This is a genomic window from Desulfovibrio inopinatus DSM 10711, assembly GCF_000429305.1.
Classification (GTDB): domain Bacteria; phylum Desulfobacterota; class Desulfovibrionia; order Desulfovibrionales; family Desulfovibrionaceae; genus Alteridesulfovibrio; species Alteridesulfovibrio inopinatus.
Window position 1 is genome coordinate 242,169 of the sequence record NZ_AUBP01000001.1, and the last position, 15,001, is coordinate 257,169.

General features: G+C 50.0%; 10 protein-coding genes. 3 read left to right on the forward strand and 7 right to left on the reverse strand.

Annotated elements, in window-relative coordinates; all coding sequences use genetic code 11:
* Positions 1–56 precede the first annotated feature (56 nt).
* The 6 genes from G451_RS0101035 to G451_RS26805 form a co-directional block, all read right to left on the reverse strand.
* On the reverse strand, positions 57–593 hold the full coding sequence (locus tag G451_RS0101035; RefSeq protein WP_027182810.1) for a TPM domain-containing protein: 537 nt from the start codon (positions 591–593) through the stop codon (positions 57–59).
* Between the two features lie 166 nt (positions 594–759).
* Positions 760–1,038 (reverse strand): glycine zipper domain-containing protein, encoded by a 279-nt coding sequence (locus G451_RS0101040; protein ID WP_027182811.1) that lies wholly within the window; start codon positions 1,036–1,038, stop codon positions 760–762.
* 183 nt (positions 1,039–1,221) lie between these two features.
* Positions 1,222–1,473 (reverse strand): cell division topological specificity factor MinE, encoded by a 252-nt coding sequence (minE, locus tag G451_RS0101045; RefSeq protein ID WP_027182812.1) that lies wholly within the window; start codon positions 1,471–1,473, stop codon positions 1,222–1,224.
* 1 nt (position 1,474) lies between these two features.
* A complete protein-coding gene (gene minD, locus G451_RS0101050; protein WP_027182813.1) occupies positions 1,475–2,284 on the reverse strand; it encodes a septum site-determining protein MinD in 810 nt (269 codons plus the stop codon).
* 43 nt (positions 2,285–2,327) lie between these two features.
* Positions 2,328–3,020 carry a septum site-determining protein MinC gene (minC, locus tag G451_RS0101055; RefSeq protein WP_027182814.1) on the reverse strand — a complete coding sequence of 231 codons (693 nt, stop codon included), beginning with the start codon at positions 3,018–3,020 and terminating at the stop codon, positions 2,328–2,330.
* A gap of 154 nt (positions 3,021–3,174) precedes the next feature.
* A complete protein-coding gene (locus tag G451_RS26805; RefSeq protein WP_051260995.1) occupies positions 3,175–3,510 on the reverse strand; it encodes a hypothetical protein in 336 nt (111 codons plus the stop codon).
* A 284-nt stretch (positions 3,511–3,794) separates the two neighbouring features.
* Here G451_RS26805 and G451_RS0101065 point away from each other — a divergent pair, with 284 nt between their 5' ends.
* Entirely contained in the window at positions 3,795–5,144 is a 1,350-nt protein-coding gene (locus tag G451_RS0101065) for a pyrimidine/purine nucleotide monophosphate nucleosidase domain-containing protein (RefSeq protein WP_027182815.1), read from the forward strand.
* A gap of 38 nt (positions 5,145–5,182) precedes the next feature.
* Positions 5,183–8,479 carry a DEAD/DEAH box helicase gene (locus G451_RS32080; protein ID WP_156921464.1) on the forward strand — a complete coding sequence of 1,099 codons (3,297 nt, stop codon included), beginning with the start codon at positions 5,183–5,185 and terminating at the stop codon, positions 8,477–8,479.
* A 66-nt stretch (positions 8,480–8,545) separates the two neighbouring features.
* Here G451_RS32080 and G451_RS0101075 read toward each other — a convergent pair whose 3' ends face one another.
* The gene (locus G451_RS0101075; protein ID WP_034640128.1) at positions 8,546–9,727 is read right to left on the reverse strand and encodes an Lcl C-terminal domain-containing protein; all 1,182 of its coding nucleotides are present in this window, start codon (positions 9,725–9,727) and stop codon (positions 8,546–8,548) included.
* Positions 9,728–9,923: 196 nt separating this feature from the next.
* Between G451_RS0101075 and G451_RS0101080 the strand changes: the two genes are divergently transcribed.
* A complete protein-coding gene (locus G451_RS0101080) occupies positions 9,924–14,975 on the forward strand; it encodes a diguanylate cyclase domain-containing protein (protein WP_027182817.1) in 5,052 nt (1,683 codons plus the stop codon).
* Positions 14,976–15,001: the final 26 nt, after the last annotated feature.

Below are 15,001 nucleotides of genomic sequence, written 5' to 3' on the forward strand. Positions count from 1 at the left end.
AAAAAAATGGACAGAGAGGGGTGGGTTCCTCAAAAAATGGATCCCCAAAAAATGGATTACTTGGATTTATGGAGTGGTGCCGTTCCTAGGGTGGTAATTAGGGTCTTTACGGCAGCTTCTATGCCTTTGTCATAAAGCCCAGCTTGGAAGTGGGTCACAATATCCGAGGATATGAGGCGTCTGGCATCAGCTTGACTAAAGCGTCCTTCGAGGTCTTCATCGAGCATCAAAGCGATTTTTCCTTCTCGGCGTGCGATGATCAACAATGCGTGTTTCCCGGATGCATCAAGAACTCGATCTGCATACATATTGATATCATCACCGCGCAAACTGCCGATGGTCATGACCATAACGCCGAGACCGGACTGGCGTTTGTAGGTATCGAGCATACGGGATATCTTTTTCTCCGTCTTTGAGGAGAACATGTCCGCGTAATCACTGACGGGTGGAAACGATTTGGGCAACGGTAAAATTGCCGCCGGAGCTGGTGTCGCGACAGATGAAGCTGACTTACCCTGTGAACTCGCTGCGACGAGCATCGGTATAAGACAAAAAAAACACAAAACGGAGAGATGGCGAGAAATGGGATTCATAATAGATCGTGCACGCCTCCGTCGGCGTTGGATTTCAATGATTAGGCCGTTTGATTCGCGGGGAAAATGCTTGGCTTATTTTGAAAGAGGGCATCGTGTGATGCCCTCGTGTCTCTATGCCATGTGGGAAAGCATGATACCTCGTATGCGAACTTTTGGTCCGGAATTAATACCTTCTCGGCGGTGGGGCATTGTACGGGCGGCGATAATATTTATATCGGTTTGCTTTATCCATTTCGTTGCCGATAATATACCCGCCACCTAATCCAACGGCACCACCAATGGCTGCACCTTCCCATGAGTTTGTTGCCAAACCACCAACTGCCGCTCCGGCTGCAGTCCCAAGAGCTGCACCCTGTTGCGCTCGATTCATTCGGGTGCATCCGCCAGCAAAAGCGATAAGCCCGATAAGTGCCAGGATACAGAGAGCATGTCGTGCTTTCATAGGATATGTCCTCCGAAAGAAAACGTTTCGATACAATATAACGCATCCAAACAAATTGTACACGGATTTCTCAGCGCCCGCGAGTTGCGAAAAGAAGGAAGAAAGGAAAAGGACGTGATCCAACACGTCTCTGCCACCGCGGCGGCAGAGACGGATGGATACTGATCGGAAAGCCAGTTCCGACTAGCTTTTATCAGGAAGAAAAATATTGAGCTCAAGAATGTCACACTCGCCATCTCGGTCGATTTCGATTTTGACGGCGTTGTCGTCCACATTGATATATTTGCGTACGACTTCAAGAAGCTCATGCTGCAACAGCGGCAAGTATTCGTGCCCGCTATTCTGGGCACGCTCGTGAGCCACAATGATTTGCAGCCGTTCCTTGGCAACGCAAGCGCTCGTTTTTTTCGAACGAAAGTACTCGAGGAATTTCATGTTATTTCCCGAACAGTTTTGCGAGGATACCCTTTTTGGCTGGTTCCAGGAACCTGTGGGGGCAATCATTACCAAGAAAGCGGGATACCGCGTCGTCATAGGCTTGGCCGGCATCACTCTTTTCATCAAGGATGACGGGTTGACCAGCATTGGAAGCGAGCAGAACGGACTTGGATTCCGGAATGACACCAAGAAGCGGTATTGCCAGGATTTCAGTGATGTCGCTGACTCCAAGCATTTCACCGACGCCAACACGTTCCGGGTCGTATCGCGTGAGAAGGAGGTGTTCACACGGGCCTTGTCCGCCTTCTTCGGCCATTCGTGTGACGCTGGAGAGTAATCCAAGCACCCGATCGGAGTCACGGACAGATGAAACTTCGGGGTTCGTCACCAAAATGGCTTCATCGGCGTGGTACATAGCCATCTTGGCTCCACGTTCAATACCGGCCGGGGAGTCACAGATTACATAATCGAATTCTTCGCGGAGTTCGTTCAGGATGGCTTCTACACCGTCCGGGGTCAAGGCGTCTTTGTCACGCGTTTGCGAGGCTGGGAGCATATAGAGTCCATCGACGCGTTTATCTTTGATCAATGCCTGGCGCAACGAGGCGTCGCCATTGATGACATTGACGAAGTCAAAGACAACACGGCGTTCGCAACCCATGATAATATCAAGGTTGCGCAGACCGATATCAAAATCGACAACTGCCGTTTTATGGCCGGCCTTGGCCAGGCCTGTGGCAAATGAGGCGCTGGTGGTTGTTTTCCCAACGCCACCTTTGCCGGATGTAATAACAATAATTTTGCCCACGGGCTGTGCTCCTGCTTGTTCGTAACAGAGGGTTAAATGGTACTTATATTCGGGTGAATGTTAAAATGTCGTCGTCGAGTGAAACCACGACCGCCATTTTTATTATATCTTCATCGAAATCTTCACGGACATTGTAACATCCGGCTACGGCAACCAGTTCTGCATCAAACGATGTACAAAATATACGAGCGGCCGTATTGCCGCTGACGCCGGCCATTGCTCTGCCGCGTAGAGCTCCATAAATATGAATGTGCCCATCTGCAAGAACTTCCGCGCCTTCACTGACCGAAGACATGACAATCAGGTCGGCATGACGCGCATAATATTGCTGCCCCGAGCGAACAGGTTGTGTGAGAATTTGCGCCGGTTCAAACGGTTGGGGAGTCTGTTCATTCCCCCGTTTGCGCTGTTTTGTCTGCGAGTCTTCGGGACGCTTCTTCGCGTCACTCCACGGTACAAGTCCTTGCTGGAGATACGGACGGGTGTCAACTGCGCCCTGAAAACCGGCCAACGTCAATCCGTGTTTTCGCAAAAAATCGACGAGCCCGGCCACATTAAGGGTGGTCGAAGCGCTCCCGAGCGGCGAAACATCGATGACCATCGGAGTTTTTTTGAAATATTCAGGCAATACTGCAAAATTTTGGCCAAAAAAATCCTCAATACACTGAAGATCGGGTGAATGAACCCGAAAAATGGTGATTGGGGACATCTTCCCTTTGATCTCGAATGGTTCCACGTCGTCCCTTCGCGTAAGTGATCCAAAATATACTGGGTTGAAAAGCCCAAAAATGGCCGCTTGAGTGTTTTTTACCCAAAGACGGCTTCATGGCAAGGGGAGGACCATAAAAAAACGGGACTGTCTGGTCAGACAGTCCCGGAACAAAGGAAGGTTAGGGCGTAATCTTGGTCGTCTTCGTGTGAGTAGCACTGTTGCCAGCAGGTCCCGTATTGGTCACAGTCTTGTTCCACGTCTTTGTGACCGGATCATAATATCCTGTAGCACTTCTGTTTGCAGTGGCTCCGCTTCCTGTGGTGGCTGTGGTGTTGTGTTGGTAGCCATTTGCAGTTGGTGTTGTTGTGTTGGTCGTCGTCATCGACATTCCAGCCGCATTGCTTCGCGTCGTTTTTCTGGTCCAGGCGTGGGCCGGAGTATCGAAAGCTACTGCCGAAGCCAAGATGAAAGCAGCCAGAGCCAGAGTCGTCGTTATATTTTGTAAAGTCTTCATGGTATTTCTCCTTTGCGTTGCGTCATGTTCTTGCCTTTACACTAGCAGTCTTCATGCCATGTTTTTTAAAATATTGATATGCTAGGTAATGTATAATTATCTGCATGAGTGGTTACAGTTCTGCCATCGGTTTCTCCGAGAAATGTCGATATTTCATCATCATGACGTCTGTATGATGTCCATGGGTGATTTCCAAAGGAGGAAATATCGACATAAATCGGTAACAGCAAACGTCTATCAGAGTATTACATGATATAGCCGCATAATCTGGCTGCGAGGAATATATGAAAACTGAACTCTACCTTCCCCTTGTTCCCCGTCGTTTCGGGGTACGCGAAATTTCACGAGAAATGGCTTTGGATATCGAACGAAGCCTTGCGGATCCAACGAATCGGCTTCAAGAGATGATCGCTGCCTTAATTAATGTTCACAAAGCCGATATGAATGATTTACGGGAAATTCGACACAAATTTCGAGGAATGACCGTAGAACTCATTCATATTGCCAATGAGTACCGGCTTGCTCTCAAGCATGTTCCCGAAGATTGTCTCTATGATGGGAAGAATGTCATTTGGGAATCCATCGAACAAATCTCGTCTCTTCTGCGCGATATGGTGATGGCCCCGCCGTTCCCCGACCCGCAAAGCGATAGTGCCGTTATTTCGGCAGCTATCAAGCGGTTTGTCGAACATGCCGGTTTTCTGTACCGGGGTGAACGTGGCTTGGTCACATTCACTTGGGGCGGGCATCGGATAACCCGTGAAGAATATGATTTTGCCAAAGAAGTCGCCTATTGGCTTGCGCTGTTTATTCCCGACATTGAAACCATAACGGGATGCGGTGCCGGTATTATGAAGGCTCCATTCAAAGGGTCGCAAGGAGCATATGGCAAACAGCGGACGATCGAACGTTTCGGACCACGGGATTTCATCGGATTTACCGAGAAGAATATTCTTGCTGCCGAACCGCCCAACGAAGTCGTCAATCGTTTTCTCGTTTTCCCGAATATTGAATACCGAATGGAAGCATTCATTCGCGGGGCACACCGAGGGCGCGTGCATCCTGGGGGTGTTGGTACCCTTGAAGAAATCCTGACGATGCTTGCTGTACTCTCACAACCTGAAAATCAGGGTATGCCCTATGCCTTTGATTTGGTTGAACGCGAGGGAGGGAGTTATTTCAAGACACTGGATGGCTATTTAAAACTGTGTTTGAAAGATCGCGTCGAGGGATTGTATAATATTCATAGAGGGGCGCCGACCCTGTATGCACAGTCCATGGCTGAGCAGACCAGAACACAGAACACGAAATTTCTTTGGAACGACGAGCTGGTCTTCGATTCCAGGCTTCAGCATCCGTTCAAGGTGACGTTCGAGTCCATGGAGAACAATATCTGGCTCTCGCGCGACCAATCGCCACTTGATTTGTTGATTCACATGCGCCGTGTATTTTCGGCTATTGTTCATCTCGCCATTAAAGATCCCGACATGCTCCTTTCATGGAAAGACGAACGCCCTCGTTTGAGCGGTGATCGAGATATTGTAAAAGCGACGTATGACCTGATCCAGGCGCTTGTCGCCCAGCGTCGTATCCATCCTCTCATCCGGGATCGCCTGCCGTTTCGCATTGAATAACATGCACGTATTACGTGTCATGCGCTGGCGAGCTTGTTTTGACAGCATCCATTCTCGGGAATATGAAACCCGGCATGGCCGATATCACACTTCCTGACCTCCCGCCGTGGGCGAATTCGTTAAAAGATCAGTTCGCCTTTGAGACGCAAATGCGTGGTGTCACCTACTTTAAAGCAGGCAAGGTGACACTTTTGCGTGCCGATGACGAGAGTATTGATGCGGTCGTCAAAGGAACGCAGCCGTATATTGTCAAAGTGGTACACGGCAATTCCAATGCGGTGGGAAGGAACGATGATCTGCATGTGTCGTGTTCTTGTCCCCATTTTGCACGGGGATATCTTTGCAAGCATTTGTTTGCCACGCTGTTGGCGGCTGGTGAGAACAAGGCAATCCAAACTTCGCCTCGGACCCGCTCAACGAGACGAGGTGAAACGCAGGATTGGCGCAAGTTATTGCGATTGCCGTCAGAGCCGACTGCATCGTCAGATATCGCGTTCAGCAATAGCGGTGGCGATTGGAAGATTTCCTACCTCCTTGATTTCGAATGGCAACAAGTCAGTGTTACGGCTGTTAAACAGCGGATATTGAAAAATGGTCAGCCGGGAAAGCAGATGTCACGGGTGTTGGCCAATATTCTTGATAGCGACGAATTGCCTGAGGTCGACCGTCGTGTTCTGGAAGCCCTGGTGCACATACAGCATGTTTCTGCTTTGAAGCGACGAGATTACTGGGGGGCACGCAACCGCAACGTCGGTTTGCATGATTTACTGATTGACCGTTTGACGGCCAGAACTCTTTTTCCTGATCTTGCCGCGACCGGGCGATGTTGTTTTCGAGCGCATGGCAGACGTATCGCGGATCCTCTTCGTCTCGGTTCCCCAATGGAGGCTGAGATCACCTATGAGGTGGATGCAGCAAGTGTGACTCCGGGAAGCAAGCATCTGGAATATATTCCAATGATTCAACTGGCGGACGAAATCATTCCGTTTGAGCAGATAAAACATCGGTTTTTGGGACGGCCACTATACCTTGTGTACAACGAACGTCTTTACAGCTTGGCCGATGTCGACAGTACATGGGGCCAAGCGATGCAGGATGCCGGGTATCGTGTCCGTGTTCCCAAAACGGAAGTGAAAGAATTGTATATGGCCGGCATTGAACAACAAGGTCCTGCTCTCCCTGTTCCCGAGGAATTCGCTCCGGTTTTGCTCGATATGCCTCCACCCGCCCCTTGCCTGGAGATTGACCCTCCCCATGTGGGAGAAGCAATTTCAGCAAGCATGTTCTTTGATTATGCTGGCAAAGAGATCGATGCCCGCGACACTCGTTCAGCGCTTCTTGACGTTGATTCCTGGACACGGATCGAGCGTCAACCCGAAGAGGAAGCCTTGCTGACGGAACGGCTTCTGCAAATTGGTGCGACTGCTGAGGAGACCGGTTTCACCGTGCCCGGAGATTCGTTGTTCGAAGCACTCGAAGCGCTTGCTCCCTTGATGGAGGCTGGTTGGCGCGTACGGGGGAGGGATCAACGGGTCTTCGCTCCAAAAGGGACTTGCGCTGTCCGTATTGCATCATCGGGGATGGATTGGTTCGACCTGGAAGGGGATGTCACCTTCGGTGACCTCATTATTCCCTTGCCCAAGGCGATACGGGTGTGGTTGCGCGGAGAGACAACAATAACGTTGGATGACGGCCGTGTTGGCGTGTTGCCGAAAGGTTGGTTCGATCAATATGCATCCCGGCTTGGTCTTGGGCGTTCCATGCGAGAGACCGCCGAGGGCGGCGATCGATTGCGCTTTCACAACGCTCACGCTCTTCTTCTTGATGATCTGCTTGATCAGGCTGATCAGTCTCGTGTGGGGATGGATTTTTCTGATTTTCGACGTCGTATGCATGCCTTTGCTGGCATTGATCCGCCAGAACCACCGACATTGTTTCATGGAACATTACGGTCCTATCAGCGCGACGCTTTGGGATGGTTTGATTTCCTGGCCTCCTTTGGGTTTGGTGGTGTTCTGGCCGACGACATGGGGCTCGGCAAGACGGTTTCGGCTTTGGCCTGGTTGGCTTTGCTCAAGGAACGTCATCCTCAAAGCACTCCTGGCCCGTCGTTGGTTGTGGCCCCGACATCGCTTGTATTTCACTGGCAAGATGAAGCCAGGCGCTTTTGTCTGGCATTACGCGTTTTACCGTATATCGGAAAAAATCGGGCAGCTTTGATTGAAGCCATACCGGAACATGACCTTGTTGTGACCACCTATGGCCTGTTGCGACGTGACATTGCTATGCTCAGGGATATTGACTGGACGTTGGTGCTCTTGGACGAAAGCCAAGCTATCAAGAACCCAAGCGCTCAAACGGCTAAAGCCGCGCGTGTGCTGCACGCGAAACATCGCGTATGCATGACAGGGACTCCGCTTGAAAATCGTTTGGATGAACTCTGGTCTCAACTGCACTTTCTCAATCCTGATCTTCTCGGTTCGCGTAAATCCTTTGATGAACGTTTCTCCAAGCCCGTCTCCGAAGGCCAGGAGGGGGCCAAGTCCGTCCTGCAAGCACTGGTCAAACCGTTCATGTTACGCCGCACAAAAAACAGTGTTGCTGCGGACCTTCCTGAAAAACAGGAGTCGGTCATTGTGTGTGAACCAACACCGGCACAAGCGAAAGTTTATGCAAAATTGCGAAAGCATTATCGTAATGAAATCTTGCGTACCGTCGATGCCAATGGGCTGGCTCGATCGAAAATCAAAGTCATTGAAGGCTTGTTGCGCCTGCGTCAGGCAGCCTGCCATCCTGCATTGGTAGGGGAAGCGGAGGCGGGATCAGGGAAGCTCGATACCATGATAGAACGGCTGGTCGAAGTGGTGTCGGAAGGCCATAAAGCGCTGGTTTTTTCTCAGTTCACGAAGTTTTTGTCGTTGATACAAGAACGTCTCGATGCAGTTGGTCTAATATACACCCGGCTGGATGGACGTACTTCGGTCGCAAAACGTAAAGAGCGCGTCGAGTCTTTTCAGGACGCTTCCGGGCCTCCCGTTTTTCTCATAAGTCTCAAAGCGGGTGGAGTCGGATTGAACCTGACCGCCGCCGACTATGTGTTCATTATGGATCCATGGTGGAATCCGGCTGCAGAGGCGCAAGCGATGGATCGAGCACACCGCATCGGACAGACGAAGACGGTCTTTGCTTATAAGCTCATTTGCAAAGATACCATCGACGAGCAGGTTCTCAAGTTACAGGATGCCAAAAAAGATCTTGCCCGTATTATTGAGCATGGGACAACATCGACCATTGCATCGTTGACTCGAGAGGATCTTGACGCACTGTTTTCGTAATGTTGCAGAAGACGGATAAAAGAATATACCATGGCCGGCGAGGGCGTTCTCTGCCGGCCATGGTTGTCAGATTGAGTTGGCGACGCAGCGGGCGTAGTTGAAAATTCGTCGATCGTCACCTTGTGGGCCAAACCCTTGAGGATAGTCGGCAGGATCTCCGGCCTTGGGATCGCTTCGTTGTGCTCCGGCTCCATGAACATCCATGTACGTGGGTTCTCTTCCACTACGCGGAAGGGAAAAGTATCCCATGGCCTGGCCAAAGGCCACATAGACAGCGTGTTCAGCATCCCGATGGGGCGGGCCTTCGCGGTGAGTGGTGCCTGTCCAGTAATACGACTGGATATCGGTGGTTGAGAAGATTGGGTCAATGGCCGCCGTTCCTGTGGTGGTCGGGCTTCGTGTGTAGTCCACAATGGATTGCAGTTCCTTGGCATTGGGCAATCGCCAGTCGCTTCGTCCGCCCAAAGTCAGATTTTCGCAATATGCCAGACTGTCTTCCCAATTATAGGTTGTGCCGCTATCATTTTGTTGCCACATCAGGCCGGTTGCCTGATCTGTGACCGTTCCGTTTCCATTGTCCACGAAGTCATTGTTCCCATAGTTTGGGTTGCCCCGAACGTATCGGACATAGCGCGTGTCACGTCGACCGTGCCGTGCTTCCTTCGGATAGCCCTTGATACGACCATCGGCAAAATTGACCCCGAAAGCCGTTGCGCTTCCATTCATGGTAGTTCCCTTGTACACCGTGGAAGACCAATCCTGACAATCGATGGAGCGCTCTCCCTTTGATGTCTCACCATAAGCGAATTCGAAGTATCGGGTGTCGATAAAGGGTTTCGACGCTGTAGCGGATCGGCTCAATTGTCCGCTGAAGTCGATGAGAGAATACAGCTCTTTAATGGTGGGCATGCGCCAATCCGTGTAGCCGCCGACGGTAACGGATGCTGCATTGTTTTTGGCGTCGCGCCAACTCATTTTATCCCCACGGGCCGCAACCCACATCAGACCGGTGTTGATATCGCTGATCGTTCCATCGCCATTGTCACGATACCGCGGAGTATTTCCGTCATACTGGGCGTCTTGACCATAAAATGGTTCTCCTTCGGCCGGGCACGCGATGGGACGAGAGTTGTCAAAGCATTCATTCTGCCCGGTGTCGACAATCGTGTACGTCGTGTTCATGGCATTCGCATAGGCCGGGAACAGCAGAACGGTACATAAGACAAGAAAGCAATGTATTTTTATCATGGAGCACTCCTTGAGAAAGCGTATGGAGAAATCATTCATCGTTTACCCTCTTGATTTTAGAGTGCACCACTGTCGTGAATGGGTTACAAATTCTCTTTGCTTGACTTTCGTTTCCTTTTTGTTTTGGAAGCACGCTGAAGTATTACAGAGCGTGTTCATAGAGTTGCTATGAGACAGGCTGTTCACTGGAGGCCTTATGGATGTGTTGCAAGGGTATCAAGGGTGCGAACAAATTTATGAAAGCGCGACATCGTTGGTTTTTCGGGGCCAACGAGAGAGTGATGGGAAATCCGTTGTTCTCAAATTTCTCAAGGGGGTGCGTCCCGCCTTGGGGGAATTGTCCCGCTATCGGAATGAATACAATTTGCTGCGTTCTCTTCATATCGACACAGTCGTTACAGCCTTTTCTCTCGTGAATGTTGAAAATAGTCTTCTGCTCGAAGTTGAAGATTTCGGTGGGCATTCACTCAAAATATTGGCTGCTCAAAAGCCGTTTTCACTTCGGGAGGTGTTGCAAATCGTTTTTGCTGTGAGCGATGCGCTTTGCCGGCTTCACGAACAACATATTCTGCATAAAGACCTCAACCCTTCCAATATTGTGTACAATCCAGAGACCGGCGCATGCAAATTGATTGATTTTGGTCTGGCAACGCGTCTGTCTGCAACGAATCCGAGTCAGAACCAGTCTGATACTCTTGAAGGGACACTCGCATATATTTCTCCTGAACAAACCGGTCGAATGAACCGACAAATCGATTATCGTACGGACCTCTATTCCCTGGGGGTGAGCATGTATGAACTGCTGACCGGGACGCTGCCCTTTGAGGCTGCCCACCCCATGGAAATGGTCTATGCGCATATTGCCACCGAGCCCAAGCCTGTTTCCACGGTGAATCCAGCCGTTCCACCCGTGGTCTCTGCCATTGTGGCAAGGCTCATGGCCAAGACGGCGGAAAAACGCTACCAGACTGCGGCGGGTCTCAAGGCAGACATAGAAAATTGCATAGAACAGCTCCGAAACGAAGGCCAGATAACGTCGTTTCCGCTTGGAAGGAGTGACACTTCCAATATTTTTTATCTGCCGCAAAAGCTCTATGGTCGAGGTCAAGAAATTGATTTATTATTGTCACTTTTCTCTGATCGCGTCGTCCAGCAGGGACGGATGGCTTTCATGCTTGTGTCTGGCTACTCAGGAACCGGCAAAACCTCGCTTGTTAAAGAAATTCATAAGCCCATCACACAAAGCAAGGGCTATTTCATCGCAGGAAAATTCGATCAACATCAACGGGCAATCCCGTACTTTGCATTGAAACAAGCGTTAACCGGGCTGGTCGATGCATGGCTTTCCGAAAGCCGGGAACGGCTCGATGCTATTGCCGATGCACTTCGTGATGCTTTGGGGCAGGTGGGGCAGGTCATGGTGGACCTTGTTCCAGGCCTGGAGCTTATCCTTGGGCCACAACCCGAAGTGCCCGTGTTGTCCGGTATGGAAGCCCAAAACCGTTTTAGCTATGTTTGCCGGAATTTTTTTCGTAGTGCAGCTCAGCCGGATCGACCATTGGTGCTGTTCATTGATGACCTACAATGGGCTGATCTCGCATCGCTCAATGTGTTGTCGACATTGTTGACCGATCAGCACATGTCGAGTTTGTTTCTTATTGGTGCATATCGCGACAACGAAGTTCCTGCTTCGCATCCACTGCGGCTCCTTCTCGATAGTTTGGCCAAACAGAACATACGTCCCGAAACGATTCACGTCGGGAATTTGCAGCAAACAGATGTCGCGGAATTATGTGCTGATGCATTGCATACCGAGGTTTCACTGACTGAGGAACTTGCTCACCTTATCCACGCCAAAACATTGGGCAACCCATTCTTCGTCGCACAGTTTCTGAAGCGCATCTACGCTGAAGAACTCATCTCGTTTGATCTCCAGTCGGGGCAGTGGCGTTGGGAAATCGAAGAGATTCGATGTCGGAACATTCCGGATGATGTCGTTCAGCTTATGATGGCCAAAATTGAAACGCTCTCCGACGATCTGCAGACATTGTTGAAACTCGCGGCCTGTATTGGGAACGCCTTCACGCTCGAAACATTAAATATGATTTATGATGCACCTGAAGAGCAGATTCAAAAGCTTCTCATGGAGGCTGTTGGTGAAGGGGTGATTCTTGTTCATGATGTGAAGCGGCTTCGTTTTTCTCATGATCGCATTCAACAAGCGTGTTACGTCCTTTTACAAGACGCCGAAGTCATGCACCTGAGGATCGGACGTCTCCTCCTGGAAAAAAGTGATACCACGACCAATACGAGTCGATTATTTGAGGTCGTCAACCATCTTGATGAAGCGTTAGATTTCATTTCTGATCGACAGGAACGTAATACCTTGGGCGCGCTCAACCTGGACGCTGGGCGGCGTGCAAAGGACGGAACGGCGTATGCCGCTGCCATTCGATATCTTCAGGTCGCGCGGGATTTGCTTCCTTCTGATGCTTGGGATGGTCTGTATGACCTCACTTTTTCCATTCATTGTGAACTCGCGTTGAATCTCCATTTCGGGGGAGAAACGGACAACCTCGAACATTTGTTTACCACCTTGCTTACACACGCCGCATCGCTTGAAGATACCGTGAAGGTGCATATGATTCGTATGCGGCATTATCATTTGTCTGGTGACTATAACATGGCTGTCGAAATTCAAATAGACGCCTTGGAAACGCTTGGCGTGAGAATTCGCGACAAGGAATTGCCTCGTTTACTTGAAGCAGAATTAGCGGCCGTTTCTCTCCTTCTCGGCGAACGCCGTATTGAGCAACTTGTCGATGATCGGCACATGGATTCACCTCGTCACCAAGCGATCATGGATATTCTCATGGAGATGTGGACGAGTGCATATCTCGCTTCACAGCTTGAGCTCGTTGCCTGGGCGTCGTGTAAAATGACGAGTATATCGTTGGAACACGGCAACAATCATCTCACGTCGTATGGATATATGAATTATGGTTTTGTTTGCGTGGCGTTATTGGGCCAGTACGAGACGGGGCATCGTTTCGGCACGGTTGCCATCCAATTGGCAGAACGGTTCGATGATATGCTTATGCGTGGCAAAGCCTATCTCATGTTTGCCGTGTTCATTAATCACTGGCGTGAGCCGTTGTCATCGTCTTTTGAATACTACCACAAAGCCTTTCCCTTGCTTGTAGAAAATGGGGACTGGACGTTCGCCGGGTATTGCGCGGAGTTTGTTATTTCCGATCCGATGATATTCGGTTTTCCCTGTGAGGAGCTGTACACAGAAGCGAAGCGATATATTCCTTTTCTCCAGAGTAACGCTCCGGTGGTGCTCGATGAGTTCTTTCTGCCAGCTTGTCTCAACCCGCTCTTACAGCTTCTCGGGCAGACCCAAAATGATGCCACGCTGGACGATGAGGCGTTTCAAGAAGCAGCGTTTTTACGGAATTATGCAAATAATCCTCTCGCTCTCTCCTATTTTTATGTGGTCAAACTCAGGAGTTTGTATTGGTTCGGTCATTTTGACGATGCGCTGGCCATGATTGATAGCATTGAAGTTGTCGCATCGGTCGCGCTTGCTCAGGTAAAGGTTGCTGAAGGGTATTTCTTTGCATGCTTGACAATTTTTGCCTGCTGGGAAGGACAGGACGAACAGGAGCGAACACGTTTGCTCGGCATTGTCGAACAGTATCAGGACAAGATGAAGGTTTGGGCCGAAAACAGTCCAGCAAATTTCAAGCACAAATATCTTCTTGTCGAGGCGGAACGTGCACGTGTGGAAGGCCGATACTGGGAGGCATTCACGCTCTATGAGTCGGCCATTACCGAAGCGCAACAAAGTGGCTACATCAATAATACGGCGTTAGCTCACGAGTGCTGCGCTCGATATTTACTGTCACGCGATCAGTACCGCATTGCCGCCTACCATATGACCGAAGCACGGTATACCTATCTTAAGTGGGGAGCCATCGCGAAAGCGAAACAAATAGAACGTGACTATGGAAATTTGCTGTTAAGTTCGGTTCCCTCCTCTTCCACCATGCGAGATATGACATCGACATTGACGACAACGTTATCGACCTATGAAACAACAGGTTCGCCGAACTCGCTCGATATTATTTCCATTGTGGAGGCATCGCAGAGTCTGGCCAGTGAGATTGATCTGGAGCAGCTTCTTGATACCATGATGCATATTGTGACGGAAAATGCTGGAGCGAATCGGGCAATATTGTTGCTTCCGAAGAGAGGAGACTGGCACATTCAGGCGGAAACGCGATCGGAATGGAATCGTGTCGAGATTGTATTGGATGAGACATCTCCCCGACGTTCAACGGTGGGATTCCCTTTGAGTCTGATCAATTATTGCGCTCGAAAGCAAGAACGTGTCGTGCTCAGTTCTGCCGCACAGCAGGGGGCGTTCTCTCACGATCCCTATTTTGTGGCTTCACGTATGAAGTCGGCCATGGCTCTCCCTCTCGTGCATTCCGGTATTGTCAAAAGCATGTTGTATCTTGAAAACAGCCTGACGGAAGATGCCTTTACGCAGCGTCATCTTAATGTGCTTGAGTTGCTTTCTTCGCAAATCGTCATTTCTTTGGAAAATGCGACTTTTTACAAAGAGCTTGGGCAAATGGTCGAGCAGAGGACGGCAGAACTTGTTACTGTCAATGAAGAGCTGCAGGAAGCCAATATCCGTTTGGAGCAATTGTCTCAAGTCGATGGACTGACAAACCTGTCAAACCGTCGTTTTCTTGATGAATTTGTTGATCGCGAATGGAGACGGCATGCTCGTATGGGGTACGACTTCTCTCTTATTCTCTGTGATATCGATTTCTTCAAACGATTCAATGATACGTATGGACACATTGAAGGAGATCGTTGCCTCTCTGCCATTGCCCATGCGTTACGATCTGTGATGAAACGGCCCGGAGACCTCGCGGCTCGATATGGGGGGGAAGAATTTGTCGTGGTCTTGTCTGAGACAGATATGGATGGGCTTGAGGCAATCATTCAAAAAATTCAGGATAATGTCCAAACTCTTGCCATTCCACATGAGCAATCCCCGGTGAGTCCTTGGGTAAGTCTCAGTCTTGGCGCGATGCATGTCGTCCCAACGTATGAATATAGCGTCCAGGATGCATTCTATACGGTGGATAGAAACCTATACGCAGCGAAAGCCCAAGGGCGAAATTGTGCTGTTATAACAGAGAGAATTGTTCGATGTCCGACAGGGTGAGGAGGAATGAAGCAAGAACGTTTGAG